The organism is Ruegeria sp. HKCCD7221 (assembly GCF_013031225.1).
GTDB lineage: Bacteria > Pseudomonadota > Alphaproteobacteria > Rhodobacterales > Rhodobacteraceae > Ruegeria.
Genome location: NZ_WPZE01000006.1, coordinates 69,055 through 86,309 on the forward strand (window position 1 = coordinate 69,055; position 17,255 = coordinate 86,309).

Consider the following 17,255-nt stretch of genomic DNA (forward strand, 5'->3'; position numbering starts at 1 on the left):
AAGCGGCGCGACACTGAACAAGGAAAAGGGGTTTGGCAATGGTCGATGTGACGGTACGCGGCGCGGGTATCTTTGGCCTGTCCATCGCCTGGACCTGTGCCCGACGCGGTGCAAAAGTTCAGGTCGTTGATCCTTTTGGCGCAGGTTCAGGATCAAGTGGCGGATTGGTTGGTGCCCTTGCCCCCCATGTCCCCGAGAACTGGAACGCTAAGAAAGCCTTTCAGTTCGACAGCCTGATCATGGCCGAACCATTTTGGAAAGGCGTTAAGGAAATCGGCGGGGTTTCAGCGGGTTTTGCAAGGCTGGGGCGGCTTCAACCTGTACCTGACCCCAGAACCTTGGAACTGGCTCACGCCCGCGCGGACACGGCGGCTGAACTGTGGCAGGGCAAGGCCGAATGGCGTGTCGTTGAAACCGAACAACTGGGATCGTGGTGCCCACCCAGTCCAACTGGATACGTAATCCACGACACGCTCAGCGCCCGGATGCACCCACGGCGCGCCTGTGCCGCGCTGGTATCAGCACTGGCCGTCATGGGTGTTGATGTCGTGGCTGAGGCACCGGACAGGGGGCAAGTCGTTCACGCCACCGGGTTGGCTGGACTTCAGGAGCTAAACGACGCATTGGGGAAAGTTGTCGGCAATGGCGTCAAAGGACAGGCCGCATTGTTGCGGTTCGACGCCGGCGATGTTCCCCAGCTCTTTGCCGATACGGTCCATATCGTGCCGCATGCGGATGGCACGCTGGCCATCGGCTCAACCTCCGAGCGCGAGTATGACGATCCAACCAGCACAGATGCCGCGCTTGAGGACGTGCTGGAGCGTGCCACGCGCGCAGTCCCTGTTCTGCACGGGGCCGAGGTGATCGAACGCTGGGCCGGGGTTCGTCCCCGCAGCAAAAGCCGTGCCCCTATGCTGGGCGCGCATCCCTTGCACAAGGGACAGTTCATCGCCAATGGCGGGTTCAAGATCGGCTTTGGAATGGCCCCGAAGGTGGCCGCAATCATGGCCGATCTGATACTGGACGACCGCGATACGATCCCAGACGATTTCCGGCCCCAAGCGTCACTGTGACCGCGCGGCGGCATCGGCAATCATGCATTGCCGCCCGTCGGGGCCACGCACCCACATGCTCTGACCGTCCCGGCACAGGGTCGCAGTTTCGGTATGCATCAACGGCGAAGTCGCGCGGAACGAGAACCGTGCAAGCGGACCCATCACATCCTCGGCAAACAACATCAACAACTGGGCCAGCAACGGCCCATGCACGACCAGACCATCATACCCTTCGACCTGACGCGCATAGTCCAGGTCATAATGGATACGGTGACCGTTGAACGTCAGCGCCGAGTATCGAAACAACAAAGTCGAGTCGAAAGTTACCTCGCGCCGAGCGGTCTCGTCGGTCCGGGCCACCGGCGGCATGGGGTGTGGTTCATTGTCAAATGGATCGTTGCGGTAAACGAGGTCCTGCCACTCGGTCAGGCAATGCGTTTCATCCTGCCATATCTCGTGGCGCAGCGTGACAAAGGCCAGCGGCCCGGTTCGTCCTGTTTTGGACACAAGATTTTCCCGGACAGAGCGCCGTTCGGCTACCCTGCCCGCAAAAAGGGACGCATGAAACTCTAGCCGACCGCCTGCCCACATCCGGCGAGGCAAACCCAAATCGGGGATCAGGCCACTTCCAACCTTTGGGTGACCGTCCCGGCCAAGGCCGTCGGGTGGCTGCGGTGTCCAGAAATAAAGCTGGTGGAAAAAGGCAGGCAAGGGTGTGCCTGCCCTAATGGTCCCGCCCTGCCCCAACGCGATCTGAAGCGCGGCGGCGCGGGCCGGGTCCAGAACATCTGTCCGTGTCTCTACCTTCATGGCAAAACACTAGACAGCGGAACCGGCACCGACAAGCGACCTGTGGTTATTGGAAACCAGCCTCGGCCCGCAGCTTTTGCATTAAAGTTTGCAGAGCGCTTTCGTATCTTTCGCTGGTCAGTTTTCCCTGCTCATCGAATTCACTGGAACTGCTGGCCAGATGAATTTCCGGTCCCTGCAAAATACGTGGCTGGAACGGCACCATATAGCCGCGCAGCACCATTTGGGCCCGCTCTCCGCCTGCGCGACCCGCGGCGGCGGACATCACCGCAACGGGTTTGTCGGCCCATGGCTTGCCCTTGGTTCGGCTTACCCAATCCAGCGCGTTCTTCAACACACCGGATGGACCCTTGTTGTATTCCGGGGTCGAGATGATCACGGCGTGCGCCTGTGCGATCTGGTCCGCCAGCAATTGAACCGGCTCGGGGATACCTTCGCCGTCCTCCAGATCACCGTCATAAAGCGGCAGGTTCAGGTCTGCCTCGACATATGTCCCGGGGTCAAACAGCCGCGCGGCTTCGCGCAGCAACTTACGGTTGGTTGCGCTCTGGCGCAGCGATCCGGACAGGCCAAGCAGGATCGGTTCAGACATGGTAGGGCTCCGTGATAGTGTCTTTCACTAATTAGCGCGACACCTCTGCGCGCCATAGCCCCCATGACGCGCAGTCAATGTGCGAAAAAGCCAGAGCACCTAATTATGCCCTGTTAAATTCAGGTGCGCCCGTTTGGAATGATCTCGATATCGACCCGTCGATTAAGGGCTTTACCCTCAGGCGTCAGGTTCGAGGCCGCTGGGCGGTTCTCACCCAGTCCAATCGTGCTGATCCTTGCACTGTTGACGCCATTGGCCTGCAAAATATCGGCGACAGAGCCCGCCCGACGTTCTGACAGAGCCTGATTGTACGACGCCTCACCGTCACTGTCCGTATGGCCAATGACCTGCACGGTTGAGTTGGGGTAATTCACCAGGTTTTGCCCCACCCGCACCAGATCGGACCGCAGCGCCGGGCGCACGGTCGAACTGTCGGTGTCAAAGGTGATGTCGTTCGGCACGGTGACAATCAGCCGGTCTCCGGCATTGGTTACGGTAATCCCCTGATTGGCCAATTGCTGACGCAGTTCTGCGGCCTGTTTGTCCAGTTGGTTACCGATCAGGCCGCCACCCGCCGCACCAATCGCACCACCAGCCAACGCACCAAGAAGCGGATCAGAGCCATTCGCGATCGCTCCGACACCCGCACCAACCAATCCACCCAGAATCGCACCCTGTTTTGTGTTCTGGTTTGGGTCGGCTGGCAAATTCAGCGTACCGGGGTCCGTGCACGCGCCCAAAAACATTGCCGAGCACAGCCCGGCGGAAACAACAAACTTGGAAATGGTCATGAAATCACCTTCTGCTCTGGTACCCGTTTGCCGGGACCATCTTGTTCAGCGCAGTATATCGCGCCGACGCCGAGCAGGCTCAAGCAACAATCCGGTGATATCGGCAGTTACCCGCCAGTCATTGTTGTGTGGCAGCGTCCCAGCGATTTTGCTCTTGCCATATCGCGCGAAGCGGCGCGCCCTGACCGCAAAAGTGATCATCGATCAGATCACAGGACCAGATGCGGTCGGTCCGAAAATGTCGAAACCCGTTTCTTAACTCGCACCATGCAGCAAGCATCGTGCACTCGATATGATAGATCAGCGCAACTGGGCGCACGGTCCGTTCCGTCCGGTCACCAGCAGAATTGACATAGGTAATACGGATCTTGCGCTCGGACCGGATCGCCTCACGGTAGTTCACAACCTGAACGCATCCCTTTTCGGGGTCGTCTGCGGGCGCGCCCCACGGGGCCACTTGCAGCCAATCCGCAGGCGCACGCAGAGCGTCGATTTTGCGACACACCCGATCGGCGGCCTGTTGCAGCGTGCTGTCGCCGGTGCGCGCCAGCATGGACAGACCAACCCACAATGCTTCGACCTCTTCCGCGTCAAAGTTCAGTGGCGGCAGATCATAACCACGGCGCATCAGATACCCGATGCCCGCCTCACCTTCGATTGGGATGCGCTGCGCCTGCAACGCGGCAATATCGCGATAAACCGTCCGAACGGAAACCTTGAGCTTTTCGGCAAGCATCTCGGCGGTGACGGGCGCGTTTGAGGCGCGCAGAATTTGGATGATCTCAAACAAACGGGTCGAACGGCGCATGAAAATCTCCGGCTGAACTGCTGACACTCTAACACAGCCCCCTGACAAGGTGGTGTCAGCAGTGATCGGCAAGGCTGGACCAACACAAAAAAGGATGCCCTCCATGCCAAGCCGAGACAATCATGTTCTAATGACCCTCAAACTGGGTCAATGGGCCGAGAAGCACAACCTGCGCGCCTTTGAAGTAGAACGCGAAGTCGCAGCAAACCGTCAACGCTGCACCGCCAGACGCCACGCAAGGCGGTTTTCTCTGGGCAATCTCAAGCTGCTCTGGACCAACGCAGTCTGACGTCAGAATTCGGGTGCGGCGCGGAATTTCATAGAAACGCCGCCCTCGGGGTTTTTCAGGCGCAATTCTTCGGAATGCAGCATAAGGCGCGGATAGTCGCGCGCTGCACCGTCCGCATAAAACGGGTCGCCCAAAATCGGGTGACCCAAAGCCTGCATGTGGACCCGCAACTGATGGGACCGCCCGGTTTTCGGAAACAGGCGCACACGGGTCGTGTCGCCTTCGTGTTTAACGACCCGCCAATCCGTGACAGCAGGTTTACCAGTCTCATGACACACCTTCTGACGCGGGCGATTGGGCCAATCCACAATCAGCGGCAGATCAATGGTGCCGGTTTTGGGTTCAACCCGACCAAACACACGCGCGACATAGGTTTTGCGCGTCTGGCGCTTCTCGAACTGCATGCTCAGATGCCGTTGGGCGTGCGGGGTCTGCGCGAACACCATCACCCCCGACGTATCCCGATCGAGCCGATGCACCAACAAGGCTTGCGGAAAGGCTGCCTGCACCCGTGTCAGCAGGCAATCGGCAAGATGCTCTCCGCGCCCCGGAACCGACAACAGGCCCGATGGTTTATTCACCACGATCAGTTGCGCATCTTCGTGCAACACGTCCAGAGGTGTTTGGGGTGGATCGTAGGGTTCGCTCATGCGCGCCTGCCTATCGCAGCCCGCTGCCTCCCGCAACGTCGTCCTTGCTTGCGCCGCATAGTTCCGCAACTCTGCCCCTAAAGCGGAGGAAAATTCATGCACACCACAATCGAGCGCATGCAAGAGGTTGTTGCCAAAGGTGACGAATCCCAGATTCTAGAACTGCTGGCCGAGGATGTGCGGTTTTCACCCCCAACCTATTTCAGCACATGGACAGGGCGCGCCCCGGTCGCGGCGGTACTGGGCCATGTGGGGCAGGTGTTCACTGATTTTCACTATCGGCGGGTCATGGGCGACGGCAAGGATTGGGCGTTGGAATTTCAGTGCAAGGTTGGCGATCTGGATGCGGTCGGCGTAGATCTGATCACACTGGATGACGATGGTATGATACAGGAGTTCGAAGTCGTCATGCGCCCCTACAAAACGATTGGTGCCCTGCGCGAAGCGATGATGGCCCGCGTCATGACCGATCCGCGTTTTCTGGAATACAAAAACGCACTGAGCTGATGATGCCAGTAGCCCCAGACCAGTTGTTGCGGGTGCCGCTGCTGCCAGTTCTGGCCGCACAGGGCCTGTCTGTCCGACGGAGCGCGCAACTTTTGCCCGAACCCATAGGCCCCCGCAGCGGCCGAAATGGTCGGGGGCCCCGACTGCGCCTTTTGATCGCCGGGGACAGCTCGGCCGCCGGTGTAGGCGCCGGCACGCAGGCACAGGCGCTTTCAGGGCATCTGGTTCGGGAATTGTCCCGGTACTACACCGTCGAATGGCAGCTTGAAGCCATGACCGGCCACACCACGCAGGATACACTTAACCGCCTACAGGTTTTGGTCGGCCAATTTGACATGGCAGTCACAGCGCTGGGAGTGAATGATGTCACGCATGGCGTCACACGCAAGAAGTTCGCCGACCGACAGACGCTATTGATGAACCTTCTTGTCCGGCAGCTTGGCGTTCGTCGCATTGTCGCGACAGGCGTCCCCCAAATGGCCCGGTTTCCAGCGCTGCCGCAGCCATTGGCCTGGGTTCTGGGTCAGCAGGCCGCCCGGTTGGATCAGGCTTTGCAAGAAGTCACCGCCGGGTTTTCTCAGGCGCGCCATCTAACGCTCAACTTGCCTGACGATCCCGCATTGGCCGCGCCAGACGGCTATCATCCCAGCCCAAAAACTTATGCCATCTGGGCATCCGAAGCCGCGACACTCCTGCGTCAGGCCTGAGCGCGCATCTGCCGGATCATTGGAATCGAGTACACAACCAACGCAGCCCAAATCAGCGGAAACGCAATCATGCGCCCCCTGTCAATCTGCTCGCCGAAAACAGTGATCGCGGTGATGAAGATCATGGTCGGTGCGATGTACTGCAATATGCCCATCGTCGACAGGCGCACCAGCTTTGCCCCGTTTGCATAAACCAGCAGAGGAACGGCCGTCACCACCCCCGCAGCGGCCAACAACAGGGTATCCGAACCCGTTGCCCCAAAATGCCCAGTTCCTTTGGCACCAAGCCACGTTACGTAAACCAATGCCGGAATCAAGAGGATCAGGACCTCAAGCAGGAACCCCTGATTTGGGCCGATAGGCAAAGATCGCTTGAAGAATGCGTAGAACCCCCAACTGACCATCAGGCCCAGGGCCGCCCAAGGCAAACTGCCAGCCTGAAGAACTAAGACCAGTACGCCGGCCGCAGCAAGACCAACGGCAATCAATTGCGTTTTGTTAAGTGGCTCCCGCAGTAGAACCGCGCCCAAAGTTATGCTGAACAGCGGGTTGATATAATACCCAAGCGCGGCATCCAGCGCATTTCCGCTGGCAATGGCCCAGATGTAAATCGCCCAGTTCACAGATATCAGCGCCGCAGTCAAACAGGCCATGCCCAACATTTTGGGGTTTTGCAACGCCGCTTTCAGATCAGCGGTTCGCCCAAGCGCGATCAACAACGCACCTGCCACAGGTACCGACCAAATGACCCGATGCGCCACGACCTCAACCGGGCCGATATGCACCAACGCCTTCATGTAAAGTGGAAGAAACCCCCACAAAACATAGGCCGTGACCGCCAGCGCCAACCCTTTAGGCGTGTCGCCATTGTTCGACGGGACTGGGGTGTCTGCCATGGTGAGTCTCCGATTGATCTTGAAGCTCTGTAAGACAAACTCAGAAAAAAGAAATCCGCGAAATCTGTGACGGACACCATCATGGAATCTGATATGTCTCGCCAATTGCGACGGCTCACCTTGCGAGGCTCTGCCTCGCGCTCCGGGATATTTTTAGCCAGATGAAGAGTGGATCTCCTGCTTCATCTGGCCCCAAATATCCCGGGGGAGTCGCGGCTTGCCGCGGCGGGGGCAGAGCCCCCTTTTGCCGCGCATCAGACTTTTACGCGTTCCGATTTTGGGTCATACATCGGTTTTAGCGATGCTTCTGCTGTGACCTTCACCCCGCAGACGTCGATCTCATAGCTTGAGGCCAAAACATCGGCAGCCTTTTCACCCGCGCAGGGCACATAGCCCAGACCGATGGCACCACCCAGCGTGTGTCCATAGTTGCCCGAACTCAGATAACCCACATATTCACCGTCCCGCAGGATGGGTTCGTTGTGGAACAGCAGCGGTTCGGGGTCAGTGAGTTTGAACTGAACCAATCGGCTTTGTGGTCCGGTTTCCTTTCGTGCGATCACTGCCTCGCGCCCGATGAAGTCGCAGCCCTTGTCGGTTTTCACAGCAAAGCCCAGCCCGGCATCGACCACGTGATCTTCACAGGTGATGTCATGGCCGAAATGGCGGAAGCCTTTTTCGATCCGGCACGAGTCCATCATGTGCATCCCACAGAGTTTCAGGTCCATATCCTGCCCGGCCTCAAACAGGGTGTCGAAAACATGGCCTGCCATGTCTGAGGAAACATAAATCTCCCACCCCAGTTCACCCACATACGTGACGCGATGCGCGCGGGCGAGGCCCATGCCGATCTCGATCTGTTGCGCGGTGCCAAACGGATTTGCCGCGTTCGAGAAATCAGCAGGCGAGACCTTTTGCAACAGCGTGCGCGCATTGGGACCCATGACGGCCAGAACACCTTCGCCTGCGGTGACATCCGTGATGACCACGTTGAACGCATCCGCGTGGCGCTGCATCCATGTCTGATCGGCCAAGCGTGTGGCGGCAGGTGTGACGACCAGATAGGTGGTCTCGGACAGGCGGGTGACGGTCACGTCCGCCTCGATCCCACCTGTGCGATTTAGGAATTGAGTGTAGACGATCTTGCCATTGGGTACCGCGTAGTTGCCGCCGCCGACATAGTTCATGAACGCCTCGGCATCGGGGCCTTCAACGCGGATTTTGCCGAAGGAAGACATGTCATACATGCCCACATTCTCGCGCACCGCGCGGTGTTCGGCAGCCGCGTTTTCGAACCAGTTCTGACGTTTCCAGCTGTAGTGGTATTCGCGTTCCTGACCTGCGTTGGCGAACCAGTTGGCCCGTTCCCACCCGGCGAGTTCACCCATGACAGCACCCTGTTCCAGCAGGTGATGGTGGAAGGGCGTGCGCCGTACCCCGCGTGCGGTGGCCTTCTGGCGATAGGGGAAGTGGTCGGCATAGAGCAGGCCCAGCGTTTCCTTGGAGCGTTCAAACAGATACTGTTTGTTGCCCTGAAACGGCTGCATCCGGCCAATATCTACATCGCCCAGGTCAAAGGGTTTTTCTCCGCTGTCCATCCACTCGGCCAGTGCCATACCCGCACCACCGGCGGATTGGATACCGATCGAGTTGAACCCGGCAGCGACCCAAACATTGTCCATCTCGGGCGCGAGACCCAGATGATAGGCGTCGTCGGGCGTGAAAGATTCCGGCCCGTTGAAGAACGTATGAATTCCCGCCTCGGCCAGCATCGGCATCCGGTTTACCGCCGCCTCTAGGATCGGTTCAAAGTGGTCGAAATCCTCGGGCAGTTGGTCAAATTCGAAACTATCGGGGATGCCATTCATCGCCCAGGGCTTTGCGTTAGGTTCAAAGGCCCCCAGCAGGATTTTACCCGCGTCTTCCTTGTAATAGGCGCATTCATCCGGCACGCGCAGTACCGGCAGTTGGGTCAGACCATCTATCCCTTCGGTGACGATGTAGAAATGCTCGCACGCGTGCAGCGGCACGTTTACGCCTGCCATGCGGCCGACCTGATGCCCCCACATACCCGCGCAGTTCACGACCATATCGCATTCGATATGGCCTTGCGTCATGCCATCATCGCTGACCCATTCCACAGAATTGACCCACCTCCCCTGCCGAGAAATGCCGGAAACTCTTACCCGTTCCTGAACAATCGCCCCACGTTGACGCGCACCCTTGGCCAGTGCCAGCGCAATATTGGCGGGATCGGCCTGGCCATCGGTCGGCAACCAGACCCCCCCGGTCACACCATCAAGATTGATATGCCCGTAGCGCTCTTTCACCTCGGTCGGAGACAGCTCTTCGACCGGGACGCCAAAGGCGCGGGCCATTGCGGCGTTCCTGTAAAGCTCTTCCAGACGTTCGTCGGTCAGCGCGACCGAGACCGACCCGACTTGACGCATCCCCGTTGCCACGCCGGTTTCTTCTTCGAGCCCTAGATACAACTCGGCCGAATAGCGCGCCAATTTGGTCATGTTCGACGTTGCGCGCAACTGCCCGATCAGGCCTGCCGCGTGCCATGTTGTGCCGCTGGTCAGTTGCTTGCGCTCCAGCAGGACAACATCGTTCCAGCCCTTTTTGGTCAGGTGATATGCGACCGAGCATCCGATGACGCCGCCGCCGATGATGACCACACGGGCCTTGTTGGGAAGATCAACCATCCTGAAATCTCCGCACTGTCAGGTTTGGGTCAAATTGGCATGGAAGATCGACAATAAATGTGCCAAAAGCGTCACAATATCGGTAATTTTCACCGATGTGCTACGCGCTTTTCGCGGCGCAGAACAAACGGCGTGACGCCGAAAAAGCTTTTGTAGACAGACGAAAATCCGTTCGGAAATCCACAAGCCAGGCCGATTTCGCGCACGCTCATAGTAGTGTTGAGAAGAAGGTTATTGGCCTTGGCCAACCGCATTTCGCGGTAGAACCCGTTCGGGGTGGTGCCGAAGAAAGTCTTGAACTTGCGCTCAAGCGAACGGTTGGACAGGTGCAGTTCTTCGACGATCTGATGGATCGGCAAGGGGTCTTCGATATTGGCCTGCATCAGCTTGATGCACAGGTCCAGCTTGGCATCCCCGGTGGCGGTCAGGCGCGCGCCGGAAAACGGCTGCATCGAGGAAAAATCGCGGATGTTCTCGTGCAACATGATATCGGCCACGGTCATCTTGGCGGGCCCCGAGATGTGACGGCCGATCACCGACAAAGCCACATCCGTCGTCGCCTCCATCCCCGCACACGTCACTACAGCGCCTTGCTGGGTGGCGATGGACAGCTTGGCCTCGAACCGGGCGCCGCGTTCGCGCAGGAACGAAGCGTTCTCCCAATGGGTCGCCATATCCTCAGTTCCGTGTTCGTCGATGTAACGACTGGCGGCTTCGGCCAGCAGAAACACCTGCGCGCCGCGATAGGTATAGTCGGACACCACGCGACCCAACGACAGGTCAGGGTGATCGGGATCGGTATTGCCAATGACAAACAAGTAATCCGCCTTGGGTTGGGCACTGACGGCCTCGGTCTGGATCATCGCGTCGCTGCTGGAATGGATCGGGCCGCCCTTCAGGGATTTATACGCATAGGTAAAAGGCGGATGTGGGCAGACGCGGTTGGCCAGACGCAGCACCTCGACCAGCGACGCCAGTTCCAGCAGCACATAGCCGGGGGCGACGAGGATATCGAAATGCTGCTGTGTCGCCATCGCCCTAAACGATCCTGTGTCGGGCGGCGTGCAGCGCGTGGGCCAATGCCTCGATATGATCAGGGCCTACCTCGCAGCAGCCGCCGACAATGGTGGCCCCGTGCTCGACCCAAGACATTGCGAAATCGGCATAGGTTTCGGGGGTCAGGTCATGACGTTCTTCCAGCGCATCAACGGTGGGGGCGTCCTCCAGAAATTCTTGCGTGATGCCGGTGAAGCCATTGGCATAGGCCCCATACGGGCGGCCCATCGTTTCAAGGATCGTCAGCGCGGGCATCACTGATTCCGGGCGGGTGCAGTTGATCAGCACCGCTTGCGGCTTACAGCGATCCACCAGCGGCGCGACCTGCGCCAGATGCTCGCCCGAGCGCAGGCGGGTGCCGTCAGTGTCCATCACCGACAGCGCCAGCCAGACGGGTTTAGTCGCGCTTTCCGTGCCGCGCAGCGCGCCTTCGGCCTCTTGCAGCGAGGACACGGTTTCGTGCAGGAACAGGTCCACCCGATCGTTCATCAGACCGACCAGCTCGGCATATTTCAGCGCCGCCTCTTCAACATCGGGTTTCAGGTCGGGCCGGTACGAGGCCAGCAGAGGCCCCAGTGCCCCGGCGATCCGCCCACGCGACGCAGGTCGCGCGCCTTCCGCCTGCGTCAACGCCGTGTCGATCAGGGCGGGCAGTTGATCCTCGATCCCTTCGCGTACCAGACGCGAGCGGTGGATAGCGTAGGTGTTCGTAGTCGCCACGGTCGCGCCGCGTCGAAAGTAATCTGCATGGACCTGCCCCACCAATTCGGGCTGATCCATCATCACCCGCGTCGACCACAAAGGTGTAGGCTTTTCGCCGCCACGTTTGACCAACTCCTGCCCAATCGAGCCGTCCAACAGAGTGATATCCGCCATGTCCTTACCTTTCCTCAGGGAATGAGAACCAGTTTTCCCGCAAACGCCTTGGACTGAAAGTCTGCTTGCGCTTTGGCAATGTCTCTTAGCGGATAGGTTTTCGAGATCAATGGTTTTACCCGGCCGGCGTTCATCAGTTCGACCAATCGGCCGAAAACCTCGAACGCCTGATGGGTGCAGCCGTGAATGGCGATGTCGCGCAAATAGATATCGCGCAGGTCGGCCTGAACGATAGGTCCGGCGATAGCTCCCGAGACGGCATACTGCCCGCCGGGCTTCAGTGACAGGATCAGATCGGGCCATGCGGGACCGCCGACCACGTCAATCACCACATCGAACATGTCTTTCGGCAAAGGCGCGCCTCGGTCGAACGTATCAATCGCGCCTTGATCCCTCACCACCTCGGCCTTGGCAGGACTGGTGACGCCCCACACGGTCGCCCCGCGCAGCCGGGCCAGTTGTACGGCGGCCAGACCAACCCCGCCCGAGGCTCCGGTGATCAGAACCTTGTGCCCGGCAGTCACACCTGCGCGGGTCAGCAGGTTTTCCGCCGTGCCAAAAGCACAGGGGACGGCAGCGATTTCGACATCTGACAGGGGTGAGGCCGACACATCGTACAGATCAAACGCCTCGACCAGACAATATTGCGCGAAGGCCCCGTCAATCTCGGACCCCAAAGCGATGAAGCCAGTCGGGTTGCCGGGGCGTGGGCGCGGTAGGTTGATCGGGCAGGTTACGCGCTGGCCTTTGGTGAAACCCGTGCCCGGCGCGGCCTGTTCAACTATGCCGCACAGATCGCCGCCCTGAATGCGTGGGAAGTGCAGCGCGCCTCCCCAGCCGCCCGCGTCGACCTCCTGATCCACCGCATCTGTCGCACCGGTCACATCCGAGGAATACCAACCGACGCGCGTGTTGATATCGGTGTTGTTCACCCCGGCGGCAGCAACCCGAACCAGCACTTGACCGGGTCCGGGTTGTGGCACCGGGATATCCGCGCGCCATTCGAGCGCCTCTGGTCCACCATGGTGGGTCAGATAGACGCCTTGCATGACGTTTGGCACAGCCATCAGGCCCGAAGCCGTTCGTTGGCTGGATCCCAAAGCGGTTGGTCCTCTTGTACCACGGCGGGGTATTTTCGACCGTAGATTTCAACCTCCAGCGCCGTGCCCGGATTTGCCAGTTCCGACTTGATCATGCCAAGTGCGATAGACTTGCCCACGCGGTAACCCCATGCGCCGGACGTCGTCTCACCCACAATCTGATCGCCTTGCCAGATGCAGGACATGTAGGGCGCGTCGCAGTCACCGGCCTCGACCGTCAGGGTCACGAAGGACTTCTTCACCCCCTGCTGCTTTTCGTTCAGGATCGCCGCCTTGCCCGGGAAATCTTGCGGCTTGTCCAGTTTGACGAAGCGCCCCAACCCGCCTTCCAGCAGCGAGTAATCAGTCGACAGATCGCCCTTCCATGCGCGGTAGCCTTTTTCGATCCGCAGCGAGTTCAGCGCATACATGCCAAACGGCGTGGCTCCAGCCTCAAGGATCGCATCATAGATCGCGGGCATGTCGTCGTTCAGGGCGTGAACCTCCCACCCCAGTTCGCCCGCGAAGGATACGCGGATCAGATAGGCAGGTTTTCCGGCCACCGCGGCAGCCTGATGGGTCAACCAGCCCAGCGACAGGTCGGCATCGGTCAGACCCGACAGTATGTCCCGCGATTTCGGCCCGGTGACGATCAGCGTGTCGCGTGTCGTGGTGACATCCTCGACACTGATACCAGAGGGCATCGCATTCACCAGAATGTCCCGGTCATGCCATTGCGCGGTGGCGGCTGTGATCATGACGAACTCATCTTCACCCAAGCGCAAGCAGGACATCTCGGTCAGGATACGCCCCCGGTCGTCGGCGATATAGACCAAATTAATCCGGCCCACCTTAGGCAGACCACCCGTTACCAGCCCGCGCAGCGCCTCGGCCGCGCCTTCGCCTTTGACCATGAAGCGCGAGAAACCCGGCAAGTCCAGCACGCCGCAATGGTCGCGGACGGCCTCGCATTCTTCTTTGATCCGCTGCTCCCACGGGCCGGATCGGCCCCATGTATGCGTCGCGTCCAGCGAGGTGTCGTCGCCCGGCTTGGCGAACCAATTGGCGCGTTCCCAGCCGTTATAGGCACCCATAACCCCGCCCAGTTCCTTGATCTTGTCATGAACCGGAGACAGCTTCTTGTCGCGCGCCGCAGGCCATTCGTGATGCGGGAAATGCATGGCGTATTCGTTGCCGTAGACCTCCATACCCTTCTGGTTGCAGTAGTCCTGATCGGTGTAGTCGGTGTAACGACGCGGATCGACGGCCCACATATCCCATTCGGTCGCGCCATCGACGATCCATTCGGCCAGCACCTTGCCAGCGCCACCACCCTGCGCGATACCGAAGGTGAATGTGTGCGCCTCGAACGCATTTCGAACACCGGGCATCGGCCCGATCAGCGGCAGCCCGTCGGGCGCGTAAGGGATCGGGCCGTTGATCACCCGACCCACGCCCGAGGTCGCCATCAACGGCACCCGCTCCATCGCGTCGGTGACGATGTCCTCGATCCGGTCTAGGTCGTCGTTCCACAGCTGAAAACTGAAATCCTCGGGCATCGGATCGTCTTCGCTCATCCAATGACCCTTGCAGTTGGGCTCATACGGGCCAAGGTTGAAGCCGTTCTTTTCCTGCCGCAGATAGTACGAGATATCCACGTCGCGCAGCAGCGGCAGCTTGCCGCCGTTTTCCTTCGACCACGCCTCGATTTCCGGAATCTCGTCGGTCAGCAGGTACTGATGGCTCATGACCATGGCAGGCACGGTGCGCCCACCAAAGGGTTTGAACCATTCGCCCACGCGCTGCGCATAGTACCCGGCGGCATTGACCACGTAATCACAGGCAATATCGCCCTTGTCGGTGTGAACGGTCCACATGCCGTCGTCGCGCTGAGTCACGCCAGTCGCCGGACAGAAGCGGATGATCTTTTGTCCCAAATCCCGCGCGCCTTTAGCCAGCGCCTGCGTCAGCTGCGCCGGGTCGATGTCGCCGTCGGTGGGGTCGTACAGCACACCCTCAAGGTCATGGGTTTCAAGGAAAGGATAGCGCTCTTTGGCCTCTTCCGCGGTCCACATCTCCATCGGGATGCCCTGATAGCGACCCATGGACATGGCGCGCTCGAACTCCTGCATCCGTTCTTTGCTATGCGCCAGACGGATTGAGCCCGAGACGTGGTAGTTCATTGGATAGTCGACCTCATCGGCCAGCCGCGAATACAGCTCGGTCGAATAGCGCTGCATGTTCATGATCGCCCACGAGGTCGAAAAGGTCGGCACGTTCCCCGCCGCGTGCCAAGTCGAGCCCGCCGTCAGCTCATTCTTTTCCAGCAGAACGCAGTCGGTCCAGCCCTTCTTGGCCAGATGATACAGCGCCGAACAGCCGACAACGCCACCGCCGATAACGACCACACGGGCCTTGGTTGGAAAATCACTCATGGTCTTGATCCTCTGTCAGTGTGCCCGCTGGGGCAGATCGTCTTGGATGTCGTAATAATCGCCCTTGTCAGCGACAAAGATGTGCCGAGCGAGTTTCACTCCAGTGGGCTCGTCCAGAGACCCCATTGAAACCGCAATCGTATCCTCGTCATTGTGCTGCCAGAACAGGAACGAGCCACAGGCGCTGCAAAAGCCGCGCTTGGCGATATCCGAGGCGCGATACCAACCCAGTGTATCGCTGGCGGTAAAGCTGAGGTTGTCCTGATGCGTGACGGTTGAGGCCCAAAGATGCCCCGACTGCCTACGGCATTGACCGCAGTGGCAGGCATTTGGCGGCGTGAGATCTCCGACAATTTTGAACGCAACCTTGCCGCAAAGGCAGGAACCGGTGTGCATGTCTTTACCCCCTTGTTGCTGGCGTTGAGCTGGTGCCCAGCAGCACGCCGTAAATGATGAAACAGGTCGCCATTACGCGGCGGACCCAGATGTTGAACACAGCCCCCAAGGCCGCTTTGCCCATCAGCGCACCCAACAGGGTGAACCCGGTATAGCTGAGTGTTGTGATGATCAGTGCGGTCGGCATGATCACCCCCATCTGCTGCCAGACTGGCACGTCCGGCTGCACGAACTGAGAAAACGCTGCCAGATACCCGGCCACGCTTTTGGGGTTGATCGTCGCCACCGCCAACGCATGCAGATAGACATGGCGCGCTGGCCGCTCGGACGCAGGCGCGGGCTTGCTGGCATTGATCCAACCGCGGATGCCCATCCAGATCAGGAACCCCGCGCCGATCAGCTTGGCGATGAAAAACCCTGTGGGAGAGGCCGCAATCAGCGCCGTTATGCCCAGCGCCGAAAGGATCAGAAACGCGCTGGCCTGCGTCAGGATCGCCAACACCCCCAGCATTGCCTTGGGAAACGGCAGGCTCATCCCGTTCGAGATACAATTCACCGCGTTTGGCCCCGGAGTAGTCACGAACACCACCCAAAACAGCGCGAATATGGTCCAGGCTTCGAAGCTCATTCAATACACCGGTGGCGCGATGACCCAGACGGTCACGGCGGGCTCATCATAAGGGTTGGCCCATTGGTAGGGTTCATGTTTGATGCGGAAACTGTCCCCCGGCCCGACCGAGAACTGCCGTCCTCCAATCATCAAGTCCAGACGGCCGGACACCACATAGCCGACCTCTTGCGTCGGACGATCGGCGGGGGTCTGCATTTGGGATCGGGGTTCGAACGTGGAATGCACCATTTCGAAATCATCGGTCAGATCAGGTGACAGCAATTCCTCGATCAAACCTTCCTCACCCGATCCCATAGGACGGCGTGAACCAGCGCGCACAATATACCCCTGTTCGTCCGCTGGTGCGGCTGAATGTGCGAACAACATCGACATCGGCACACCAAGACACTCGGCGATCTGGCGCAGGTCCGAGATCGACGGCTCGGACTTGTCCCTTTCGACCTGGCTGAGCCATCCAACCGAACGCTCCAGACGCGCCGCGATCTCGGTCAGGGTCAAACCCCGCGCTTTGCGCAATGCCCGGATATCCGCGCCAAGAGTCGACCTGTTTGGGGCTTGGCTGTTCACGTGGTGCTCCGGTTGTTCGTGAAAATTTTAGTGACTTTTTCACGATGACCTGAGTCGGTGAAATTTCCAAGCATTTTTTCACTTGGGTGTCTGACGGGGATTGTTTTTTCGTCGGACATGTGGATTGCAGTTACGTATCTTTGGGTCATTAACCTGCTGACCCTGCTGGCATTTGGATGGGACAAACTGCGCGCCAAACGTCGCAAAACCCGCGTGCCCGAGGCCAAACTGCTATGGCTCGCCGTGATCGGCGGGGCACCGGGCGCGGTTTTGGGACGCTGGATTTTCCAACACAAAACCCGCAAGCGACGGTTTTCAATGTACCTCTATCTGGTGCTCGGTCTGCAGGGTGCTGTTCTGTACTTTCTGGCCACCCACTTCCCACCCTGACACACGCGAACT

19 protein-coding genes are annotated in these 17,255 nt (G+C 59.5%); 5 read left to right on the top strand and 14 right to left on the bottom strand.

The genetic code is table 11. From position 1 onward, the window contains the following. The first annotated feature begins 38 nt into the window (after window positions 1–38). Complete coding sequence (locus GOX73_RS14900; RefSeq protein ID WP_171126332.1) at window positions 39–1,073, top strand: FAD-binding oxidoreductase; 1,035 nt, start codon at window positions 39–41, stop codon at window positions 1,071–1,073. Here the strand turns inward: GOX73_RS14900 and GOX73_RS14905 are convergent. The 4 genes from GOX73_RS14905 to GOX73_RS14920 form a co-directional block, all read right to left on the bottom strand. Beyond that, window positions 1,065–1,865, bottom strand: a complete 801-nt coding sequence (locus GOX73_RS14905) for an acyl dehydratase (RefSeq protein WP_171126333.1) — start codon at window positions 1,863–1,865, stop codon at window positions 1,065–1,067. The two genes, GOX73_RS14900 and GOX73_RS14905, sit on opposite strands and share 9 nt — an antisense overlap. Window positions 1,866–1,911: 46 nt before the next feature. Next, window positions 1,912–2,457, bottom strand: a complete 546-nt coding sequence (locus tag GOX73_RS14910) for an NADPH-dependent FMN reductase (protein WP_171126334.1) — start codon at window positions 2,455–2,457, stop codon at window positions 1,912–1,914. Window positions 2,458–2,576: 119 nt separating this feature from the next. Beyond that, on the bottom strand, window positions 2,577–3,248 hold the full coding sequence (locus GOX73_RS14915; RefSeq protein WP_171126335.1) for an OmpA family protein: 672 nt from the start codon (window positions 3,246–3,248) through the stop codon (window positions 2,577–2,579). Window positions 3,249–3,366: 118 nt separating this feature from the next. Beyond that, window positions 3,367–4,056 (bottom strand): YafY family protein, encoded by a 690-nt coding sequence (locus tag GOX73_RS14920; protein ID WP_171126336.1) that lies wholly within the window; start codon window positions 4,054–4,056, stop codon window positions 3,367–3,369. Between the two features lie 103 nt (window positions 4,057–4,159). Between GOX73_RS14920 and GOX73_RS14925 the strand changes: the two genes are divergently transcribed. Further along, a complete protein-coding gene (locus tag GOX73_RS14925) occupies window positions 4,160–4,345 on the top strand; it encodes a hypothetical protein (RefSeq protein WP_171126337.1) in 186 nt (61 codons plus the stop codon). 2 nt (window positions 4,346–4,347) lie between these two features. Here the strand turns inward: GOX73_RS14925 and GOX73_RS14930 are convergent, their stop codons facing one another. Beyond that, the gene (locus GOX73_RS14930) at window positions 4,348–4,995 is read right to left on the bottom strand and encodes an RluA family pseudouridine synthase (protein ID WP_171126338.1); all 648 of its coding nucleotides are present in this window, start codon (window positions 4,993–4,995) and stop codon (window positions 4,348–4,350) included. A gap of 96 nt (window positions 4,996–5,091) precedes the next feature. Here GOX73_RS14930 and GOX73_RS14935 point away from each other — a divergent pair, with 96 nt between their 5' ends. Then, window positions 5,092–5,502 (top strand): nuclear transport factor 2 family protein, encoded by a 411-nt coding sequence (locus tag GOX73_RS14935; protein WP_171126339.1) that lies wholly within the window; start codon window positions 5,092–5,094, stop codon window positions 5,500–5,502. 2 nt (window positions 5,503–5,504) lie between these two features. Then, window positions 5,505–6,209 (top strand): SGNH/GDSL hydrolase family protein, encoded by a 705-nt coding sequence (locus GOX73_RS14940; protein ID WP_254429215.1) that lies wholly within the window; start codon window positions 5,505–5,507, stop codon window positions 6,207–6,209. Here GOX73_RS14940 and rarD read toward each other — a convergent pair. The 9 genes from rarD to GOX73_RS14985 all read right to left on the bottom strand — a co-directional run bounded on the left by rarD (window position 6,200) and on the right by GOX73_RS14985 (window position 16,853). Beyond that, complete coding sequence (gene rarD, locus GOX73_RS14945; RefSeq protein ID WP_171126340.1) at window positions 6,200–7,105, bottom strand: EamA family transporter RarD; 906 nt, start codon at window positions 7,103–7,105, stop codon at window positions 6,200–6,202. The genes GOX73_RS14940 and rarD overlap by 10 nt on opposite strands. A 254-nt stretch (window positions 7,106–7,359) precedes the next feature. Next, complete coding sequence (locus GOX73_RS14950) at window positions 7,360–9,813, bottom strand: FAD-dependent oxidoreductase (RefSeq protein ID WP_171126341.1); 2,454 nt, start codon at window positions 9,811–9,813, stop codon at window positions 7,360–7,362. 89 nt (window positions 9,814–9,902) lie between these two features. After that, the gene (locus GOX73_RS14955; RefSeq protein WP_171124414.1) at window positions 9,903–10,847 is read right to left on the bottom strand and encodes a GlxA family transcriptional regulator; all 945 of its coding nucleotides are present in this window, start codon (window positions 10,845–10,847) and stop codon (window positions 9,903–9,905) included. Between the two features lie 4 nt (window positions 10,848–10,851). Beyond that, window positions 10,852–11,745 (bottom strand): homocysteine S-methyltransferase family protein, encoded by an 894-nt coding sequence (locus GOX73_RS14960; protein WP_171126342.1) that lies wholly within the window; start codon window positions 11,743–11,745, stop codon window positions 10,852–10,854. Window positions 11,746–11,759: 14 nt separating this feature from the next. Then, complete coding sequence (locus GOX73_RS14965) at window positions 11,760–12,812, bottom strand: zinc-binding dehydrogenase (protein WP_171126450.1); 1,053 nt, start codon at window positions 12,810–12,812, stop codon at window positions 11,760–11,762. Beyond that, complete coding sequence (locus GOX73_RS14970; protein ID WP_171126343.1) at window positions 12,812–15,259, bottom strand: FAD-dependent oxidoreductase; 2,448 nt, start codon at window positions 15,257–15,259, stop codon at window positions 12,812–12,814. Before GOX73_RS14970 ends, GOX73_RS14965 begins: the two co-directional genes overlap by 1 nt. Before the next feature lie 15 nt (window positions 15,260–15,274). Beyond that, on the bottom strand, window positions 15,275–15,655 hold the full coding sequence (locus GOX73_RS14975; RefSeq protein WP_171126344.1) for a GFA family protein: 381 nt from the start codon (window positions 15,653–15,655) through the stop codon (window positions 15,275–15,277). Between the two features lie 4 nt (window positions 15,656–15,659). Continuing rightward, the gene (locus tag GOX73_RS14980) at window positions 15,660–16,283 is read right to left on the bottom strand and encodes a LysE family translocator (RefSeq protein ID WP_171126345.1); all 624 of its coding nucleotides are present in this window, start codon (window positions 16,281–16,283) and stop codon (window positions 15,660–15,662) included. After that, the gene (locus tag GOX73_RS14985) at window positions 16,284–16,853 is read right to left on the bottom strand and encodes an XRE family transcriptional regulator (RefSeq protein ID WP_171124424.1); all 570 of its coding nucleotides are present in this window, start codon (window positions 16,851–16,853) and stop codon (window positions 16,284–16,286) included. A 57-nt stretch (window positions 16,854–16,910) separates the two neighbouring features. Here GOX73_RS14985 and GOX73_RS14990 point away from each other — a divergent pair, with 57 nt between their 5' ends. Continuing rightward, window positions 16,911–17,243 (top strand): DUF1294 domain-containing protein, encoded by a 333-nt coding sequence (locus GOX73_RS14990; protein WP_371808651.1) that lies wholly within the window; start codon window positions 16,911–16,913, stop codon window positions 17,241–17,243. The last annotated feature ends 12 nt before the right edge of the window (window positions 17,244–17,255 follow it).

What these genes read in the sequence shown, in the direction of transcription:
- GOX73_RS14900 (WP_171126332.1), top strand. Translation starts at nt 39, where the DNA reads ATGGTCGATGTGACGGTACGCGGCGCGGGTATCTTTGGCCTGTCCATC.
- GOX73_RS14905 (WP_171126333.1), bottom strand. Translation starts at nt 1,865, where the DNA reads ATGAAGGTAGAGACACGGACAGATGTTCTGGACCCGGCCCGCGCCGCC.
- GOX73_RS14910 (WP_171126334.1), bottom strand. Translation starts at nt 2,457, where the DNA reads ATGTCTGAACCGATCCTGCTTGGCCTGTCCGGATCGCTGCGCCAGAGC.
- GOX73_RS14915 (WP_171126335.1), bottom strand. Translation starts at nt 3,248, where the DNA reads ATGACCATTTCCAAGTTTGTTGTTTCCGCCGGGCTGTGCTCGGCAATG.
- GOX73_RS14920 (WP_171126336.1), bottom strand. Translation starts at nt 4,056, where the DNA reads ATGCGCCGTTCGACCCGTTTGTTTGAGATCATCCAAATTCTGCGCGCC.
- GOX73_RS14925 (WP_171126337.1), top strand. Translation starts at nt 4,160, where the DNA reads ATGCCAAGCCGAGACAATCATGTTCTAATGACCCTCAAACTGGGTCAA.
- GOX73_RS14930 (WP_171126338.1), bottom strand. Translation starts at nt 4,995, where the DNA reads ATGAGCGAACCCTACGATCCACCCCAAACACCTCTGGACGTGTTGCAC.
- GOX73_RS14935 (WP_171126339.1), top strand. Translation starts at nt 5,092, where the DNA reads ATGCACACCACAATCGAGCGCATGCAAGAGGTTGTTGCCAAAGGTGAC.
- GOX73_RS14940 (WP_254429215.1), top strand. Translation starts at nt 5,505, where the DNA reads ATGCCAGTAGCCCCAGACCAGTTGTTGCGGGTGCCGCTGCTGCCAGTT.
- rarD (WP_171126340.1), bottom strand. Translation starts at nt 7,105, where the DNA reads ATGGCAGACACCCCAGTCCCGTCGAACAATGGCGACACGCCTAAAGGG.
- GOX73_RS14950 (WP_171126341.1), bottom strand. Translation starts at nt 9,813, where the DNA reads ATGGTTGATCTTCCCAACAAGGCCCGTGTGGTCATCATCGGCGGCGGC.
- GOX73_RS14955 (WP_171124414.1), bottom strand. Translation starts at nt 10,847, where the DNA reads ATGGCGACACAGCAGCATTTCGATATCCTCGTCGCCCCCGGCTATGTG.
- GOX73_RS14960 (WP_171126342.1), bottom strand. Translation starts at nt 11,745, where the DNA reads ATGGCGGATATCACTCTGTTGGACGGCTCGATTGGGCAGGAGTTGGTC.
- GOX73_RS14965 (WP_171126450.1), bottom strand. Translation starts at nt 12,812, where the DNA reads ATGGCTGTGCCAAACGTCATGCAAGGCGTCTATCTGACCCACCATGGT.
- GOX73_RS14970 (WP_171126343.1), bottom strand. Translation starts at nt 15,259, where the DNA reads ATGAGTGATTTTCCAACCAAGGCCCGTGTGGTCGTTATCGGCGGTGGC.
- GOX73_RS14975 (WP_171126344.1), bottom strand. Translation starts at nt 15,655, where the DNA reads ATGCACACCGGTTCCTGCCTTTGCGGCAAGGTTGCGTTCAAAATTGTC.
- GOX73_RS14980 (WP_171126345.1), bottom strand. Translation starts at nt 16,283, where the DNA reads ATGAGCTTCGAAGCCTGGACCATATTCGCGCTGTTTTGGGTGGTGTTC.